General features: G+C 57.0%; 13 protein-coding genes and 2 pseudogenes. 3 read left to right on the top strand and 12 right to left on the bottom strand.

Translation table 11 applies throughout. From position 1 onward, the window contains the following. Nucleotides 1-116: 116 nt before the first annotated feature. Nucleotides 117-704: a Yip1 family protein gene (locus H7R76_RS08365; RefSeq protein ID WP_106924428.1), complete on the bottom strand. Its 588-nt coding sequence runs from the start codon at nucleotides 702-704 to the stop codon at nucleotides 117-119. A gap of 154 nt (nucleotides 705-858) precedes the next feature. Here H7R76_RS08365 and H7R76_RS08360 point away from each other — a divergent pair, with 154 nt between their 5' ends. Continuing rightward, a complete protein-coding gene (locus tag H7R76_RS08360) occupies nucleotides 859-1431 on the top strand; it encodes a DedA family protein (protein WP_106924427.1) in 573 nt (190 codons plus the stop codon). A gap of 77 nt (nucleotides 1432-1508) precedes the next feature. On the opposite strand, the gene H7R76_RS08355 is transcribed toward H7R76_RS08360, so the two are convergent. Both H7R76_RS08355 and mdtQ read right to left on the bottom strand, forming a co-directional pair. After that, nucleotides 1509-2165 (bottom strand): oligogalacturonate-specific porin KdgM family protein, encoded by a 657-nt coding sequence (locus H7R76_RS08355; protein WP_182967926.1) that lies wholly within the window; start codon nucleotides 2163-2165, stop codon nucleotides 1509-1511. Nucleotides 2166-2524: 359 nt separating this feature from the next. Further along, nucleotides 2525-3964 carry a multidrug resistance outer membrane protein MdtQ gene (mdtQ, locus tag H7R76_RS08350; RefSeq protein ID WP_182967497.1) on the bottom strand — a complete coding sequence of 480 codons (1440 nt, stop codon included), beginning with the start codon at nucleotides 3962-3964 and terminating at the stop codon, nucleotides 2525-2527. Nucleotides 3965-4095: 131 nt separating this feature from the next. Here mdtQ and H7R76_RS08345 point away from each other — a divergent pair, with 131 nt between their 5' ends. Beyond that, nucleotides 4096-4830: a class I SAM-dependent methyltransferase gene (locus H7R76_RS08345; protein ID WP_182967495.1), complete on the top strand. Its 735-nt coding sequence runs from the start codon at nucleotides 4096-4098 to the stop codon at nucleotides 4828-4830. Between the two features lie 103 nt (nucleotides 4831-4933). On the opposite strand, the gene ascB is transcribed toward H7R76_RS08345, so the two are convergent. From ascB to dusC, 4 genes and pseudogenes are all read right to left on the bottom strand, one after another. Further along, nucleotides 4934-6328 carry a 6-phospho-beta-glucosidase gene (gene ascB / locus H7R76_RS08340; protein ID WP_182967493.1) on the bottom strand — a complete coding sequence of 465 codons (1395 nt, stop codon included), beginning with the start codon at nucleotides 6326-6328 and terminating at the stop codon, nucleotides 4934-4936. Between the two features lie 15 nt (nucleotides 6329-6343). Continuing rightward, nucleotides 6344-8282 (bottom strand): annotated as a pseudogene (bglF, locus tag H7R76_RS08335) (PTS beta-glucoside transporter subunit IIABC). A gap of 26 nt (nucleotides 8283-8308) precedes the next feature. Continuing rightward, entirely contained in the window at nucleotides 8309-9142 is an 834-nt protein-coding gene (bglG, locus tag H7R76_RS08330) for a transcriptional antiterminator BglG (RefSeq protein ID WP_106924421.1), read from the bottom strand. 155 nt (nucleotides 9143-9297) lie between these two features. Continuing rightward, a complete protein-coding gene (dusC, locus tag H7R76_RS08325; RefSeq protein ID WP_182967489.1) occupies nucleotides 9298-10236 on the bottom strand; it encodes a tRNA dihydrouridine(16) synthase DusC in 939 nt (312 codons plus the stop codon). 100 nt (nucleotides 10237-10336) lie between these two features. Here dusC and H7R76_RS08320 point away from each other — a divergent pair, with 100 nt between their 5' ends. Further along, a complete protein-coding gene (locus H7R76_RS08320; protein ID WP_182967487.1) occupies nucleotides 10337-11728 on the top strand; it encodes a M24 family metallopeptidase in 1392 nt (463 codons plus the stop codon). Between the two features lie 171 nt (nucleotides 11729-11899). On the opposite strand, the pseudogene H7R76_RS08315 reads toward H7R76_RS08320, so the two are convergent. The 5 genes and pseudogenes from H7R76_RS08315 to mhbT form a co-directional block, all read right to left on the bottom strand. Continuing rightward, nucleotides 11900-13093 (bottom strand): annotated as a pseudogene (locus H7R76_RS08315) (3-hydroxybenzoate 6-monooxygenase). A gap of 19 nt (nucleotides 13094-13112) precedes the next feature. Further along, a complete protein-coding gene (gene maiA, locus H7R76_RS08310) occupies nucleotides 13113-13757 on the bottom strand; it encodes a maleylacetoacetate isomerase (protein WP_182967485.1) in 645 nt (214 codons plus the stop codon). Nucleotides 13758-13765: 8 nt separating this feature from the next. Further along, the gene (locus tag H7R76_RS08305) at nucleotides 13766-14467 is read right to left on the bottom strand and encodes a fumarylacetoacetate hydrolase family protein (RefSeq protein ID WP_106924416.1); all 702 of its coding nucleotides are present in this window, start codon (nucleotides 14465-14467) and stop codon (nucleotides 13766-13768) included. 15 nt (nucleotides 14468-14482) lie between these two features. After that, the gene (gene gtdA / locus H7R76_RS08300) at nucleotides 14483-15511 is read right to left on the bottom strand and encodes a gentisate 1,2-dioxygenase (RefSeq protein ID WP_106924415.1); all 1029 of its coding nucleotides are present in this window, start codon (nucleotides 15509-15511) and stop codon (nucleotides 14483-14485) included. Nucleotides 15512-15522: 11 nt separating this feature from the next. Continuing rightward, a complete protein-coding gene (mhbT, locus tag H7R76_RS08295; RefSeq protein ID WP_106924414.1) occupies nucleotides 15523-16881 on the bottom strand; it encodes a 3-hydroxybenzoate transporter MhbT in 1359 nt (452 codons plus the stop codon). Nucleotides 16882-16999 lie beyond the last annotated feature (118 nt).

Below are 16999 nucleotides of genomic sequence, written 5' to 3'. Positions count from 1 at the left end.
GCGAAGCGGAACAGCCCATCATAGCGCGTAGAACGCGGCATCTACCAGAAAATAATGGTGAACAAATGCTGCATTGCTGACGTAATTAAATTCACATCAGCAATGCATATAGGCACTCAGAACAGCCGGTAGCCGTAGCCCCACAGCACCACGGTCAGCGCCAGCAGCACCTCCAGCACCAGTACGCCGATGGCGAGGGTTGAACTGGCAAAACTGAGCCCCTCTTCCCTATCGATATTCAGGAAGGTGGGAATACCGACGTACAGCAGATATCCGGTGTAGAACAGCGCCACCGTACCGACCAGCGCACACAGCCACACCAGCGGGTAGAGCGCCACGATGCCACTCAGGAAGATGGGCGTCGCAACGTAGCCAGCAAACACCATACAGCGCTTGAGCGACGGACGTTGCGGATAGTTGCGCGCCATCCACCAGATAACGCGCCCCATCACCGCGACGCCAACCAGCATCAGCGCATAAAACAGTACCGCCATGCCCAGGCCGGTCATCAGCGACAGCCGGACCACGTTACCGTCGCCAAAATTCCAGCCCAGCTGAGTGGTGCCAATAAACGCGCAGACCACCGGAATGGCCGCCATGACCAGCACATGATGCACATAGTGGTGAGAAACGGTTTCGTTCTCGCTACGGATAACATGCATTTCTTTATCAGGGTGGGAGAACAGTCCCCATACATGGTTCATAACGCCTCCTCTGCACGGCTTCGTACCACGTTGCTGTAAGTATAATTCACAGCAATGATTATTTTATGTACAACGCAAAAAAATAGCGGGCCCTGCAATCTCGCCGTGAGGGTGTATGATGAATAGTATGATGTTGTAAGGAGTGAGTGTTTGTATGGATATCAATAACCTGATTTCCCATTATGGCTACGCCGCGTTAATTATCGGCAGCATGGCGGAAGGCGAAACGATTACGCTGCTAGGCGGTGTGGCTGCCCATCAGGGGCTGCTGAAATTTCCGCTGGTGGTGATCTCCGTGGCGCTGGGCGGCATGATTGGCGATCAGGTGCTGTATCTGTTGGGCAGAAAGTTCGGCGGGCGACTGCTGAGGCGCTTCTCGCGCCACCGGGCACGAATTCGTAAGGCGCAGAGGCTGATTAAGAACCACCCCTATCTGTTCGTGATCGGTACCCGCTTTATGTACGGCTTTCGCGTCATCGGCCCGCTGCTGATTGGCGCCAGCGGCCTGCCTCCGAAAATTTTTCTGCCGCTGAATATCTTTGGCGCAGTGGTGTGGGCGCTGCTGTTTACGACCCTTGGTTATCTGGGTGGCGAGGCAATAGGCCCGTGGCTTCACCATCTTGATAAACACCTGAAGCATCTCATCTGGCTGGCGCTGGCGATTGTGCTGGTGGTCGCCGCACGCTGGTGGTTCAAACGGCGTGAGGCGAAAAAACCGCAGGAATAAGGATACCCGGCCCGGCGTTCACGCCGCCGGGCACTGTCCGGAGTTGGCGGTATGCGCCTCGTCCGGGGGCATCAGCATCAGAAGGAGTATTGAACCCCTACGCGGTAACGCGTCTGGCGGTCTTCCTCGGTGCTGCTGACGGAGACGTTGCCAATTTGCGCATAGGGCTTCCAGTTTTTATCAATGCTGTAGGCCACTTTGAAATCCAGTTCGTAATCGTCTTTTCCGTTGTCATAGCGATTATAATCCTGGCTCTTTTTATACAGATAATTGCCCTCAAACGCCCACGGCCCGGTTTTATAGCCTAGCCACAGATCGCCACGGTTAATATGCTCATCGTCTTTATCCGTCGAGGTATCACGGGCATATTCATAGCGATAGCGGGCCGCAATATAAAAACCGCCTTCGAAATTATACTGCCCTCGAATATAGGGTTTATAGATCGCCTTCGATGACGATGTTTCCAACGCAAAGCCGGGTTGAATCGCAATATTCGGCATGGCGTTAAACTGATAGCTAACAACATATTCATCGCCATTATCAACAACATCATTAAAGGCTTTATCCGAATGCTCGCCGCCCGACTTGGTTTTGGCCTCCACCGAGAAGCCAAAGCCGTTACCAAAACGATGAGAGATCAGCACTCTGTCTTTCTGGCCCTGCGAGGTGTCGGTATATTCATGGCGCAGGTCAATGGTAACCGCACTTGCCGATGCGCTGACCAGCGCCAGCATTCCAAAGGTTATTAATTTTTTCACGCAATCGTCCTCTGCTTTTTGTTAATAAAAATCAGTGAGGAACTGGCTGTAATATTTAAAAAGCAAATGTAATTATCAATAAATATACATTAAAACTAGAAAGATATTATTTTTCTGGGGAGCGATATTAGGGGGCGTGTAGACAGGTGTCATGCATTTAAAGATAAATACGTGATCGCAGGCATATTTTAATTCAAGCGCTATCGTTATTTTTAATTAAAATAAAAATTAGATTTTGAGAAAATATATTAGCGGTTAATACTATTTAATCTGAATATTTGTTTTTCATTTTCCCCCTGCAAACGAAATGCAGGGGGAAGCGAACGCCGGGAGCCTTACTTTTCGTTGACGTGATAACCGCCACCCAGCGCCGAGGTTAGCTGAATGCTGGCATCAAGCCACTGGCCGTGCAGGCGTAACGCATTAATACGCTCCTGTAGCACCGGCAGCTTCGCCAGGCTGACCTTCGAACCCGGAATAATCCCGGCGTTCATCCGCGCCTGCGCCAGGTTAACCACCCGCATGGCGTCTTTCTCCACCTGCGCCTGCCGCTGGCTTTTTGCCATCAGCGTTTCCACCTGACTGGCGGTTTTTGCCACCTGGTTTACCGCATCAACCACCGCTTTGTTGTATTTCGCCACCGACAGACCATTCTGCGCGCTGGCGATATCCAGATTGGCGTTTAACCGGCCGCTGTCAAAAATCGGTAGCGTCAGCCCGGCCGTCACGCCCATCTGATTCGCCGAGTGGCGGAACAGATCGCTTAAGTGCAGCGCATCCTGTTGCAGGAACGCCATCAGATTGATATCGGGATAGAACGCCGCTTTTGCCGCGTCGATTTCGCTCAGCGAAGCCTCGATATACCAGTGTGCGGTCTGCAGATCCGGACGGCGGGCTAACAGCTCATAGCCCAGCCGGGACGGCATTTTGCTGGCCACGGCGGGCAGCGTAGCCGGGCGCAGGTTCAGCGGCTGGCTCTGGGCGTTGGTTAAGGCCATAAGCCGGGCCTCAATCTCTTTCATATTGCCTTCAACGTCGGCCAGCTGCTGATCGGTTTTACCCACGTTAATGTCGTTTTCCGCCCCTTCAGCGGAGTCGGTGATGCCATGCTCATACAACGAGGTGTCAACGCTGACAATCGTATTCTGTTCGCTTTTTATCTGCTCCAGCACGCCGTGAATGGCCGCTTCGGTCTGCCACTGCCAGTACAGACGAGCCACGCTGCTGGCCAGCAGCTCGCGGGTCTGCGCCAGCTCGGCCACCTGCGCCTTCACTTCCCCAATGCGCGCTTGCACTTCGGCGCGGTTTTTTCCCCACAGGTCAAGATCCCAACCGGCGGTCAGGCCAAAGGTGCCGTTGGTGTACCACGGGCCGGTATTGCCGTCGGTATCGGTAGCAAACGGCCCCATCAGACCTTCCGCCGACATTTTCTGTCGTTCGAGATCGGCACCGAAATCGACTTCCGGCCCCAGCGCCGATTTCGACATCCGCGCCTGCGCTTCCGCAAGCTTGATGCGCTGTTCAGCAATCTGCATATCCGGAGCATTCGCCAACGCGCGACGAATCAAGTTATTGAGCTGGGCATCATGATAGTCTTGCCACCACTGACTCTGCGGCCAGCCGTTCTTCAGCGCCGCGGGTAAGGTCGTTGTCACCTGTGAAGCCGGCATCTGCGGCGTCATCGGGTTGCCAATATCATGCGAAGGCGCACAGCCCGCCAGCGCGAGGAGCAGGGTCAAGCCAGACAGCGCGCGTGTTTTCAGAGTCAGGTTCATGAGATACGTCGGTTAAACACAGAGGCGGCTATCATAAATTAAATGATCGCCTTCCTTTTAGTAACGCGTGTGGGAACACAGACGGACACACTTAACGACAGCCACAAACATTTCGCCTTCAGGGAGTGAACATGAGTCAGAATATTTACGACGACCCGCAGTTTTTTGCCGGTTATGCCACGCTCGACCGTTCGGTCAAGGGGCTGGACGGCGCGCCGGAATGGCCCGCGATACAGGATATGCTGCCGTCGCTCGCCGGTTTACGGGTTGTCGATCTCGGCTGCGGCTACGGCTGGTTTTGCCGCTGGGCGCGCGATCAGGGCGCCGCTAAGGCCACCGGATACGATCTCTCCAGCCTTATGCTGGAGCGGGCGCGGAAGATGACCGACGGCGCAGACATTGAATACCGTTGTGAAGATTTGCAGACCCTCACGCTTGCCGCTAACAGCTGCGATATGGTGTACAGCTCGCTGGCGCTGCACTATTTGCCTCATATTACCCCGCTGCTCACCTGCGTTTATCAGGCTCTGACGCCGGGTGGTACACTGCTATTTTCCGCAGAACACCCTATCTATACCGCCCCGCTCAAGCAAGGTTGGCAGGAAGATGAACAGGGGCAGAAAAGCTGGCCGGTTAGCCATTATCAGCAGGAAGGCGAGCGTATCAGCAATTGGTTTGCCGACGGCGTGAAGAAGCAGCACCGGACGCTTGGCAGTTGGATCAACGCGCTGGTGGCCGCCGGATTTGTGATTGAATACCTGAATGAATGGGGACCAACGGCAGCGCAGATTGCCGTTAACCCAGCGCTGGGTGAAGAGAAAGAGCGGCCGATGATTTTTATTCTGCGCGCGCGTAAGCCAGCGTGAATTGGGAGGATTGCCGGATGGTGGCTACGCCTTATCCGGCCTACCAGAGGTGGGGATACTTTTAGGCCGGATAAGCAAGCGCCATCCGGCAATTCACCGAGGCTTACGCTTTCAAGCTCGCGCCGTTGGTCGCAATCACCTCTTTATACCAGCCAAAGCTTTTTTTCTTACTGCGCGCCAGCGTGCCCGTACCATCATCATGGCGGTCGACGTAAATAAAGCCATAGCGTTTAGATATTTCCGCTTTTGACGCGCTAACCAGATCGATAGGCCCCCAACTGGTAAAGCCCATCAGCTCAACGCCGTCTTCAATCGCTTCGCGCGCCTGCACCAGATGATCGTTCAGGTAGCTAATGCGGTAGTCATCATGAATACTGCCGTCGGCGTCCACGCTATCCTTCGCCCCCAGGCCATTTTCCACGATGAACAGCGGTTTTTGATAACGATCCCACAGCACGTTCAGCAGCGTGCGCAGGCCTAGCGGGTCGATCTGCCAGCCCCACTCCGAGCTGGCCAGATGAGGGTTTGGCACCATGTTGAGGATATTGCCGCGCGCCTTCTGATTCAACGCTTCATCAGCGGTGACGCAGCCGGTCATATAGTAGCTGAAAGAGATGAAATCAACGGTGGAGCGCAGCGCTTCACGGTCGGCGTCGGTAATCGCCAGCGTAATGCCGCTATCGCGCAATTCCCGCAGCATATAGCCCGGATAAGCGCCGCGGCATTGGACGTCACCAAAGAACATCCAGCTACGATTTTCCTGCAATGTTTTAAAGACGTCTTCCGGTTTACAGCTCAGCGGATACACCAGTCCGCCCAGCAACATATTGCCGATTTTACCTTCCGGCACGATCTCATGGCAGGCTTTGACCGCGAGCGCGCTAGCCACCAGCTGATGATGGATGGCCTGGTACACCTCCCCTTTGCTACTGCCCGTCGGCAGGCCGACCCCGGTCATTGGCGCATGCAGCGACATGTTGATTTCGTTAAAGGTCAGCCACAGCTTCACTTTGCCTTTATAGCGCTCAAACACGGTACGTGCATAGCGCTCAAAGAAGCCAATCACCTGACGGTTGCCCCAGCCGCCGTAGTTTTTTACCAGCGCCCACGGCATTTCATAGTGCGACAGCGTCACCAGCGGCGTGATGTTGTATTTTGCCATTTCATCAAACAGTTTGTCGTAGAAGGCCAGCCCGGCCTCATTCGGCTGCGCGTCGTCGCCGTTCGGATAGATACGCGTCCAGGCAATGGACACGCGCAGGCAGTTAAAGCCCATTTCAGCGAACAGTGCGATATCTTCCGGGTAGCGATGGTAGAAATCGATAGCCACATCTTTCAGCGCGCTGTCACCCTCCCCCCGTTCAACCACCTCACCAAACACGCCGTGCGGCTGCACATCGGAGGTGGACAGTCCTTTCCCCTCCTCCAGATATGCGCCCTCAATCTGGTTTGCAGCGGTGGCGCCGCCCCAAAGAAACGTCTGCGGGAATGTTTTCATCTCTCTCTCCTGTGATTAATGCGTAAGGGTCAGCAGCGGCTGGCCGGCCTGAACGGCGCTGCCGGCAACGATTTCCAGCCCCGGATAGTCGTCGCTGTTGCTGATAAGAATGGGCGTCACCAGATCGTAACCGGCGTCGAGAATTTGCTGGCGGTCGAAGGTTAAAAGCAGATCGCCCGCCTGAATTTTGTCCCCTTCCTGGACGTGCGCGGTAAACGGCGCGCCGTCGAGTTTGACGGTATCAATACCGACGTGGATAAGCAGTTCAATACCGCTGTCGCTTTGCAGCCCAATGGCGTGCCTGGTCTGGAAAATTGAGGCCACTTCACCGCTAAACGGAGCCATCACCTTGCCCTCGCTGGGAATGATGGCCACACCTTTACCCAGCAGACCGCTGGCAAACGTGGTGTCGGGTACCAGCTCCAACGCCAGTACGGTGCCGCTCATAGGGGCCAGCACATCCTTTTCCGTGGCCATCGCGACCGCGACCGGCGCGGCGGCGTTGCGCGGCAGCCCGGCAAAAAAGGTCAGCGCACAGGCGACAATAAAGGCTACCGCGGTGCCGATGAGCCCGCCCCAGACGCTGGCATCAATGCCGCCCGGTGGAATCATCTGCGCCGGGAAAAAGATATTGGGCAGACCGAACGAGAAGGCATAGCTATTACTGAACGCGGTAATGGCCCCGCCGAGCGCACCGGCTACGCAGCCGAAGATAAACGGGCGGCGCAGCGGCAGCGTCAGGCCGTAGATCGCCGGTTCGGTAATACCAAACAACCCGGCAGAAAACGCCGACCCTGCCAGCACTTTCTGGCGCACGTCGCGGGTTGCCAGAAAGATCCCCAACACGGCACCCACCTGTGCCAGCACCGCCGGCAGAACGATCGGCAGCATCGAGTCATGGCCGAGCACGGTCATGTTGTTGATCATCAGCGGCACCAGCCCCCAGTGCAGACCAAAGATCACGCAGACCTGCCATAACCCTCCCAGCACCGCCCCAGCCAGCCACGGCGCGACCACATAGATAATCTGGTAACCGTTCGCCAGCATATGGCTAAGCCAGGTCGCCACCGGGCCAATGATCAGGAAAGTCAGCGGAACGACAATGGCCAGGCAAATGGCCGGGGTAAAGAAATTTTTCATCGCCGAAGGCAACAGATCGTTGCTACGTCGCTCAATCCAACAGCTGACCCAGGCAGCAAGAATGATAGGGATCACCGACGAGCTGTAGTTGATAAACGTCACCGGTATACCGAGGAAATACTCCGCCGTCGCCCCCGGGGCCTGGGCCGCTTCAAAGGCCTGTATCATCAGCGGATGCGTTAGCGCGCCGCCAATAACCATGGTAATAAACGGGTTGCCGCCAAATTTTTTCCCCGCGGTATAACCGAGAAACAGCGGGAAGAAGAAGAACAGCGCGTCGCTGGCGGCAAACCAGATTTTATACGTCGCCTGCTCCGGGCTTAGCCAGCCGCACGCCAGCGCCAGCGCCAGCAGCCCTTTCAGCAGACCGGTGGCCGCCATCACACCGATAAACGGTGCAAAAATACCGGAGACGATGTCGATAAGCTGGCCCAGCAGCGACGTTTTCTCCCCCTTTTCCGCAACCGGTTCGCTGTCATCGGTGATTCCAGCCTCATGGCGCACCGCCTGCCAGACATCATGAACGTGATTACCAATCACCACCTGAAACTGGCCGCCGCTCTCGACCACCATGATCACCCCAGGGTGCGCCTTCAGGGCCTCGGCATCGGCTCTGCCGCTCTCTTTCAATTTAAAACGCAGCCGTGTGGCACAGTGAACCAGACTCACAATATTCTCTTTGCCGCCGACGTGGCGGAGAATATCCTGCGCGAGTGCTTTGTATTTCATGCTGTATTCCTTGACCGGGTATAAAAAACAAAAAAACCCGAGCACGCCGCCGGGTAGCGTCGCGCTCAGGTTTTGCCTGCGTAATGCAGTAACAATCCAGTTTTAAAGGGGTTAACGCCCCTCTTTTCTCACCCGTTCAATATGAATGGCGAGAAACATAATCTCTTCCGTCGTCAGCGCACGCTGATAGCCGTTTTGCAAATGCAGCGCCACCGTTTCCGCGCACTTCCACGCCTTGGGATAATTGTCTTTCACCGCGCTATGCAGCTCCGCGTCGTCATCCTCTACTACCGTGCGCGTCAGCATTCGCTGGGCGAAAAACTTAAGATGAGTCACAAAGCGCTGGTAGCTTAATGACTCTTCGTTGTACTCAAGATGCAGCTGATACTTCACCAGTTGGAGAATCTCCTGCATCACTCGGGTGACGTGCATCACCTCAGGCATTTCGCTATTAAGCTGCGCGGTCACCAGATGCAGGGCAATAAAACCGGCTTCATCCTCCGCCAGCGACACGCCCAGGCGCTGCGCAATCAGCGCACGCGCTTCCTGGCCGAGCGCAAACTCTTTCGGGTATAGCCGTCGGATCTCCCACAGCAGCACGTTACGCAAGGCTACGCCCTTTTTCTGCCGCTCAATGGCGAAGTGGCAATGGTCGGTCAGCGTGATATACACGCTTTCCTGCAGCTTGCCGAGCCGTTCGCGCGCCCGTTCGATAATCCGGTCGCAGGTGGTCATCACCTCAAGCGGTATCTGACTGAGTAGTTCACTTAAACGCCCCACCAGCTCATCGCTCTGCAGGGCAAAAATTTTCTCGATTTTCGACTCATCCAGTGAATCGCCGACGCGTTTCTGAAAGGCCAGCCCTCGCCCCATCACCACCTGCTCACGCCGGTGTTCATCCAGAACCACCACCACATTATTATTAAGTACTTTGGCGATCTGCATTTACGAACCCCAGAAACAAAAAAACCTGACTTCTGACAAAGGTCAGATAATCAGGTTTTGCCTGCCGTAGCAGTAACAATCGGCTACGAGTATTTCATTTAAAAGTGGATTGACTCAATAGCGCAGAGAGAAAATTGTGATGCCGATCGGATAGTTTATCCGCGCCAATCGTTGATAACCCGAGCAATCAGCCGCGATTCCTGCAGCGCGCGCACGGCGGTAAACAGCTCGGAGGCCTCGTCGTACTCTTTGCGCAGGTAGCCCAACCACTGTTTGATGCGCGCCACGTGATACAGCCCGGTGTCGCCCTGTTTTTCCAGGCGAGTGTACTTTTGCAGCAGTTCTACCACCTGCGGCCACGGTAGACGCGGCGCGTTATATTTGATGACCCGGCTTAAATTCGGCACGTTTAGCGCACCGCGGCCAATCATCACCGCGTCGCAGCCGGTCACGGCCATGCACGCCTGCGCGCTGTCATAATCCCAGATTTCGCCGTTAGCAATCACCGGAATCGACAGACGCTGACGGATGTCTGCGATCGCCTGCCAGTTAATGCGCTCGGCCTTATAGCCGTCTTCTTTGGTGCGCCCGTGCACCGCCAGTTCAGTGGCCCCCGCCTGCTGTACCGCATCGGCAATTTCAAACTGCCGGGCGCCGCTGTCCCAGCCGAGGCGCACTTTCACCGTCACCGGCAGGTGCGCAGGCACCGCCGCGCGCATCGCCTTCGCCCCCTGGTAGATAAGCTCCGGGTCTTTGAGCAACGTCGCCCCGCCGCCGCTGCCGTTAACCGTTTTCGACGGGCAGCCACAGTTGAGATCCACGCCCCACGATCCCAGCTCCACGGCGCGCGCGGCGTTCTCCGCCAGCCACTCAGGGTATTGCCCTAAAAGCTGAATGCGTACGCGGGTGCCGGAAGGAGTACGGCTGGCGTTATGCAGCTCGGGGCACAGCTTATAAAACGATTTTACCGGCAATAGCTGATCCACCACGCGCAGGAATTCGGTGATGCACAGATCGTAATCATTCACTTCAGTCAGCAGCTCGCGCACTAATGAGTCGAGCACGCCTTCCATCGGCGCCAGTAAAACACGCATATTGTTATCCGGAAAAAAAAGAGGCGCTATGGTAACGTCTCTGCATCCAGCTTTCCACTGCCAGGAATGCGCCAATTATTGACACATCAGGAGGTGAATCATGAAGTCCAGGGATATCCAGCTAAAGACCATCCAGCCGCCGCGAGGATTCAGCGATGTACCGCCGGTTATGCTGACCGATGCCACCCTGCTTGAGCGCAAAAATAAGCTGCTCGAACGGATGCAGGAAGAACGCTTCGATGCGCTGGTGATTTACGCTGATAAAGAACACGGCGGTAACTTTGAGTACCTGACCGGGTTTATTCCGCGCTTTGAGGAAGGGCTGCTGGTGCTGCATAAGTCCGGGCACGCCACCGCCATCCTCGGCAATGAAAACCTGAAGATGGCCGCCCATTCGCGCATTCCGGTCACGTTGAAGCACTGCCCGCTGTTCTCGCTGCCCAATCAACCAATGGACAACGAAAAACCGCTGGCGCAGCTGTTCAGCGAAACGGGGCTGAGCGCGATGTCAAAAGTGGGGCTGGCGGGCTGGAAGATGTTTACCGCCACCGGCAGCGATAACGCTAAGCTCTTCGATCTGCCGTGGTTTATCGTCGAGGCGATAAAACAAAGCACGCACGCGGATCTGGTCAACGCCGCGCATCTGTTTATTCGCGGTGATAAAGGGGCGAGAACGGTCAATAACGCCAACGAAATCGCCCATTATGAGTACGGCGCTAACCTCGCCTCCCGCTGCATGCTGGCGGCGCTGGATGCCGTTGAACCGGGCGTGCGTGAGGTCGAACTGGGCGCCCTGCTCGCCGCCGAAGGGCAAGCGCCATCGGTGGTCACCATCGCCGCAGCCGGGCAGCGTTTCGAGAAAGCCAACCTTTATCCTTCGTGGAAAAAGGTCGAACGAGGACAGCCGTTGTCGATGACTACCGGGTTTAAGGGCGGGCTCTCCAGCCGTACCGGGTTCGTGATTGCCGATGAGAACGAACTGCCGGAAAACCAGCGTGATTATCTGGCGCGCGTGGTGAAGCCCTATTTTGGCGCCGTGGCGACGTGGCTCGAAAATATCAGCGTTGGGATGCCGGGCGGCGAGCTGTACGATTTAGTCGAGCGCGCGCTGCCAAAAGCTCAATACGGCTGGCACCTGAATCCGGGGCACCTGAGCGCGGATGAGGAGTGGATGTCATCGCCAATCTACCCTGGCTCGAGCGAGACGCTGAAAAGCGGCATGGTGATGCAGATTGATATTATTCCCTCGGTGCCGGGGTACACCGGAACCAGCGCGGAAGAGAGCGTGGCGCTGGCCGACGCAACGCTACGCCAGCAGATAGCACAGGAGCATCCAGCACTGTGGGCACGCATCGAGGCGCGGCGGGGCTATATTCGCGAGACGCTGAATATTGCATTAAGCGATGACGTCCTGCCGTTGTCGAATGCGGTGGGATATTTACGACCCTTTATGCTGGCCAAAGATAAAGCGCTGGTGATGCAGGCCGGATAAGGCAATGCCGTCATCCGGCAATCTGCGCTAGTGGAGCCTGATGGCGCTGCGCTTATCAGGCCTACGGGATATCCGGCCGCACGGGGCCATGCAGGCCGGATAAGGCAACGCCGTCATCCGGCAATGTGCGCAGCTTATCAGGCCAACAGGATCTGTCTTCACTACGCTAAATTAACGCGGTTGCAGGCAGTTATCCTCTTTCCAGCCGTACAGCCACTCGATGCCGCGATAGAACTCGTCCTGGGTTTTACCTTTCCACAGCAGGTTACGCACCTGGCGTTCAACCCCTGCCGCGTGGTACAGACGCCCCATTTCACGCGTAGACCACACGATGCGCGCCGTACGCGGAATACGTACCGACTCATACAGCGCAAACGCGCGGGCGGCATCGCCGTCGCATTCGGTCAGCGCTTTGCCTAAGGTCACCGCATCTTCCAGCGCCATACAGGCACCCTGCGCCATATACTGCGCTACCGGATGCGCGGAGTCGCCCACCAGCGTGATGCGATCGTTGCCCCATTTCTCTACCGGCTCACGATCGGCGGTAGACCAACGGCGCTAGGTGGTCGGTTTATCCAGCATCTGACGAGGACGCGGGTGAATGCCTTTAAAGTACGACAACACCTCTTCTTTGCTTCCGTCGCGTACGCCCCACTCTTCCGTTTCACGGCTGTGGAAGGTCACGACGAGGTTGTACTGCTTACCACCGCGCAGCGGGTAATGAACCAGATGGCAGTGCGGGCCAGCCCACAGCACCGGTGCGTTGATGCGCAGATCTTCCGGCATATCCTCACGCTCAACCACCGCGCGATAGACCACGTGCCCGGTCACGCGCGGCGTGTCGCTGAGCAGACTCTGACGCACCACCGACTTCACGCCGTCGCAGCCGATCAGAATATCAGCCGTCCAGCTGTTGCCTTTATCATCAAACACGGTGACATCGTCCGCCGTCTGGCGGATATCCGTCACATGGGTCGAGGTGCGATATTTCACGCCAGGGTGCTGTAGCGCCGCTTCCCAAACGGTGGCATGAATATCCACGCGGTGAATAACCGCATACGGGCCGCCGAAATGGTCACGGAATGCCTGACCCGTTTCGATACTAATCACTTCTTCACCGTTGACCGCATCCATCATGGTGATGTGATCGGTAAAGACCGCACGTTGACGGGCGACCTCACCGACTCCCAGGCTGTCGAGCGCCGAAAACGCATTTGGCCCTAACTGGATCCCGGCACCGATTTCGCCGATTTCATGCGCCTGCTCCAGCAGCATCACCTGAATGCCCTGGCGCGCCAGCGACAGCGCGGTAGCCGCACCGCCGATACCGCCGCCGACAATAATTGCACGCGTTACTTTAGCCATCATAATTCTCCTTCTCAGACTACGCCGGGATTTTGTCCTGCTGGTTTTCAGGGGCCGCGGCGATAAACGCCGGCAGCGCGGTACAGGCATCATAGACCGCTTTACAGCGCGGGAACCCGCTCAGATCGCAGCCCATACGCTCAGCGTTAGCCCACTGCGGCACCAGGCAGCAGTCGGCTAGCGTCGGCGAATCGCCCACGCAAAACGCCCCTGAATGGCTACGGCGCAGCAGCTGTTCCACTGCGCTTAGCCCCTGCTGGATCCAGTGTGCATACCAGCGTTTTTTCTCTTCTTCACTGACCTTCAGCTCATCGCTGAGGTAGCGCAATACGCGCATGTTGTTGATGGGGTGGATGTCGCAGCAAATGGCGTACACCACTTCCAACACGCGCATGCGCTGTGGATCGTTCGCCGGTAGCAGCGGCGTCTGCGGGAAATGTCTGTCCAGCCAGTCAATAATCGCCAGCGATTGCCCCAGCGATTCACCGTCGTCGGTGACAAGCGCCGGTACCAGCCCCACCGGGTTGAGGCGTCGGTACTCCAGCGCGTTCTGCTGGCCAATACGAATGTTGACGCCCACCGTCTGATGGTCAATGCCCTTCAGCGCCAGCACAATGCGCACGCGGTAAGAGGCCGAACTATTAAAAAAACTGTACAGCTTCATCGCTCACCTCAAACAATTTTCACCGTGATTGGCGTTAAACCTTCCACGTTACCGGTGATGGTTTCGCCCTTCACCACGGCGCCAACGCCTTCCGGCGTACCGGTGAAGATCAGATCGCCCGGCTGCAGTTCGAAGAAGCCAGACAGGTAGCTGATGGTTTCTTTGACGTCCCAGATCAGATGCTCAATATCGCTGCGCTGACGGTCTTCGCCATCAACCTGCAGCCAGATTGGCGCTTTTTCCAGAGACGGCGCATCGGCTACTTTGTGCAGCGGTGCAATCGGGGCAGAGAGGTCAAAGGCTTTGCCGATTTCCCACGGGCGGCCCATCTGGCGCATTTCCATCTGGCGATCGCGGCGGGTCATATCCAGACCGGTGGCGTAGCCCCAGATGTACTCTTCCGCTTTCTCCAGCGGGATATCGCTGCCTTTTTTACCAATCGCGACGACCAGTTCAATTTCATAGTGATAGTTGTCGGTCTGCGCCGGGTAGGCCAGGTTCAGCGTTTCACCCGCCGCAACCGGCACCACGGCATCTGCCGGTTTACAGAAGAAGAACGGCGGCTCGCGATCCGGATCAAAGCCCATTTCACGAGCGTGCGCAGCATAGTTACGGCCCACGCAGTAAACGCGGCGTACCGGGAACTGCTCATCGCTGCCCACAACCGGAATCGCCACCGGCGCCTGAGGTTCAAATACGTATTTGCTCATCTTTCTTCTCCTGAATTAATAACGCGCTTCGCGGAACAGTCCCAGGGCTTCCTGGACAGGTCTATCCGAGAAACTGAATAACACGGTCTCTTCTGGCGTGTTGAACGACACGCTGTGCCAGGTCGGCACGACAAAAATATCTTTCGCTTTAAAGCTGAAGGTCTGCTCGCCAATGGTCACCTCACCGCTGCCCTCCACCACGTGATAAATGGTGCTGTCGGTGGTGCGCGCCTGACGCGACTGGAAGCCTTTCGGCAGCAGCTGCAGGAAGGCCCCCATCGACGGCATCGGATAGCCGCCGGTAACCGGGTTGACGTAGCGCATCTTATAACCGTCCCATTCATCGGCCTCGCCCATACGGGTCAGGTCATGCAGGGCATCGCGGCTGCGGTCATAGCGATAGTTGAAAATAGGCGATGAGTTGCCAACCTGGTGGCGCAGCGGCAGCATGTTGGCCGCGTAGCGCGGCAGATAGTCGCCTTCTTTACGCGTGACCGGCTGCTGATCCTCCGGGTAGTCTTCGGCGAAGCCGCAGCCAAGGTAGTTCACCAGCGGCAGATCCAGGCCATCCAGCCAGATAACCGGTTCTGAACCCGGGTTGCCGTGATCGTGCCAGCGCCACTGCGGGGTCAGGATAAAGTCGCCCGGGCTCATCTGAGTGCGTTCGCCGTCGACGGCGGTAAACGCGCCGTGGCCTTCAACCACAAAGCGCAGCGCCGACTGGTTATGGCGGTGACTCGGGGCGACTTCACCCGGCATGATCAGCTGTAAACCCGCGTACAGCGACGAGGTAATGGATGACTGGCCGCGCAGGCCGGGGTTTTCCAGCACCAGCACGCGGCGCACCGCCTCTTTTGCGCCAATCAGGTTGCCGCTTTCCAGCAGCAGCGGGCGAATTTCCTGATAGTTCCAGTAGGCCGGCGCGCAGTTGGCATTTGGCGTTTTAGGCACCAGGTGATGCAGCGACTCCCACAGCGGCGTCAGGTTTTGCCCTGAAATGTGCTGATAGAACTGCTGGCGATCGTGTTTTACGTCCGAGGTCATTATTATTCTCCTTAACTTTTCACCGCGCCCATCACAGGCTGCGATTCGGGTACTCGGGAAGGTCGGCGTACGACCAGCGTCAGCAGCGTAAGCATGACGGCGCTAACGGCGGCCGGTACGGCGATAACAAAAAACAGGGTGTCGAATGAGAAGTTCATCGCCATCATCATGCCGCCGGAGACGGAGCCGACGATGGCGCCGCAGCGGCCGACGGCGTTAGACCAGCTCACGCCGGTGGCGCGACTTTGTGTGGGGTACAGCGTGGCGGTCAGCGCATTAAGCCCGACCTGCGATCCGCTGATACCGATACCGGTGCCAAATATCGCCAGCGCCATCATCCACAGGCCGTTTTCACTCAGGCCAATCATGACGATACACACCGCGCCCAGCGCATAGCTGACGGCCAGCACCCAGAAGGGATTGAATTTATCCATCAGCACGCCCAGCATCAGCGCCCCTAGCGTACCGCCAACCTGGAAGGCTGCGGTAACCCAGGAGGCATGCTGCAAATCGATGCCGCGATGGTTCAGCAGCGTCGGCATCCAGCTGGAAAGCAGATAGATGATCAGCAGACTCATAAAGAACACCACCCACAGCATCAGCGTGATGGTGAGCTGACGCCCGGCAAACAGCTGGCTGATGCTGCCTTTCTGGGTAGCTGCCGGTTCGTCGAGCCAGAATTCAGTCTCTTCATAACGCTCGCCGGTCATTGCGCTCACGGTGCGGGTAATCTGCGCCTGTGGACGCTGGCGGCGAACCAGCCAGCGCGGCGATTCCGGCAATGCGGCCAACAGCCCGAAGAACAAGACCAGCGGCAGCACGCCGCCCAGCACCAGAATGCCGTGCCAGCCAATCACCGCCACCAGCTGCGCGCTGACGATACCGCCCAACGCCGAGCCGAGAGTAAAACCGCAGAACATCAGGGTAACCAACGCGCCGCGACGGCGTGTAGGCAGGTATTCAGAGGTCATGGTGATGGTATTCGGCATCGCACCGCCAAGGCCGAGACCGGTTAAGAAGCGCAGGACAATCAACGCTTCCAGATTCGGCGAGAAGGCTGACAGCAGGCTAAAGAGGCCAAACAGCGCCACGCAGCATTCGATAACGCGTTTGCGCCCGAAGCGGTCGGACATCGGCCCGCACAGCAGCGCGCCAGCGGTTAAGCCCAGCAGGCCTGCGCCAAAGAGCGGTGCCAGATCGGCGGCAGTCAACTGCCAGTGGTCGCGTATTGCTGGAGCGATAAAGCCGATGGCGGCGGTGTCAAAACCGTCCATCATCACCACCAGAAAACAGCAAATGATGACGCGCCACTGCATCGCGCCGATAGGGGCGGCGTCGATTAGCGCCTGAAGTTCACGTCGTTGCGTCATAGGGAAGGCCTCGAAAATGCAGGTTATCCATTTATTCGCCGTTCGCGCGTCTGGCCCGAACGGCACAGGGTAAGATGTTTCTTTTTTTGCTTTTATGTTGCTATTTTGTGATAAGAGA

The sequence above is a fragment of the Klebsiella sp. WP8-S18-ESBL-06 genome (genome assembly GCF_014169755.1).
GTDB classification, from domain to species: domain Bacteria; phylum Pseudomonadota; class Gammaproteobacteria; order Enterobacterales; family Enterobacteriaceae; genus Kluyvera; species Kluyvera ascorbata_B.
The sequence above is the reverse complement of the archived record's forward strand: the minus strand, read 5'-3'. Positions and strand labels throughout refer to the sequence as shown.

Bases quoted from the DNA above. Each gene is read 5' to 3' on its own strand.
- H7R76_RS08365 (WP_106924428.1), bottom strand. From the start codon at position 704: ATGAACCATGTATGGGGACTGTTCTCCCACCCTGATAAAGAAATGCAT.
- H7R76_RS08360 (WP_106924427.1), top strand. From the start codon at position 859: ATGGATATCAATAACCTGATTTCCCATTATGGCTACGCCGCGTTAATT.
- H7R76_RS08355 (WP_182967926.1), bottom strand. From the start codon at position 2,165: ATGCTGGCGCTGGTCAGCGCATCGGCAAGTGCGGTTACCATTGACCTG.
- mdtQ (WP_182967497.1), bottom strand. From the start codon at position 3,964: ATGAACCTGACTCTGAAAACACGCGCGCTGTCTGGCTTGACCCTGCTC.
- H7R76_RS08345 (WP_182967495.1), top strand. From the start codon at position 4,096: ATGAGTCAGAATATTTACGACGACCCGCAGTTTTTTGCCGGTTATGCC.
- ascB (WP_182967493.1), bottom strand. From the start codon at position 6,328: ATGAAAACATTCCCGCAGACGTTTCTTTGGGGCGGCGCCACCGCTGCA.
- bglG (WP_106924421.1), bottom strand. From the start codon at position 9,142: ATGCAGATCGCCAAAGTACTTAATAATAATGTGGTGGTGGTTCTGGAT.
- dusC (WP_182967489.1), bottom strand. From the start codon at position 10,236: ATGCGTGTTTTACTGGCGCCGATGGAAGGCGTGCTCGACTCATTAGTG.
- H7R76_RS08320 (WP_182967487.1), top strand. From the start codon at position 10,337: ATGAAGTCCAGGGATATCCAGCTAAAGACCATCCAGCCGCCGCGAGGA.
- maiA (WP_182967485.1), bottom strand. From the start codon at position 13,757: ATGAAGCTGTACAGTTTTTTTAATAGTTCGGCCTCTTACCGCGTGCGC.
- H7R76_RS08305 (WP_106924416.1), bottom strand. From the start codon at position 14,467: ATGAGCAAATACGTATTTGAACCTCAGGCGCCGGTGGCGATTCCGGTT.
- gtdA (WP_106924415.1), bottom strand. From the start codon at position 15,511: ATGACCTCGGACGTAAAACACGATCGCCAGCAGTTCTATCAGCACATT.
- mhbT (WP_106924414.1), bottom strand. From the start codon at position 16,881: ATGACGCAACGACGTGAACTTCAGGCGCTAATCGACGCCGCCCCTATC.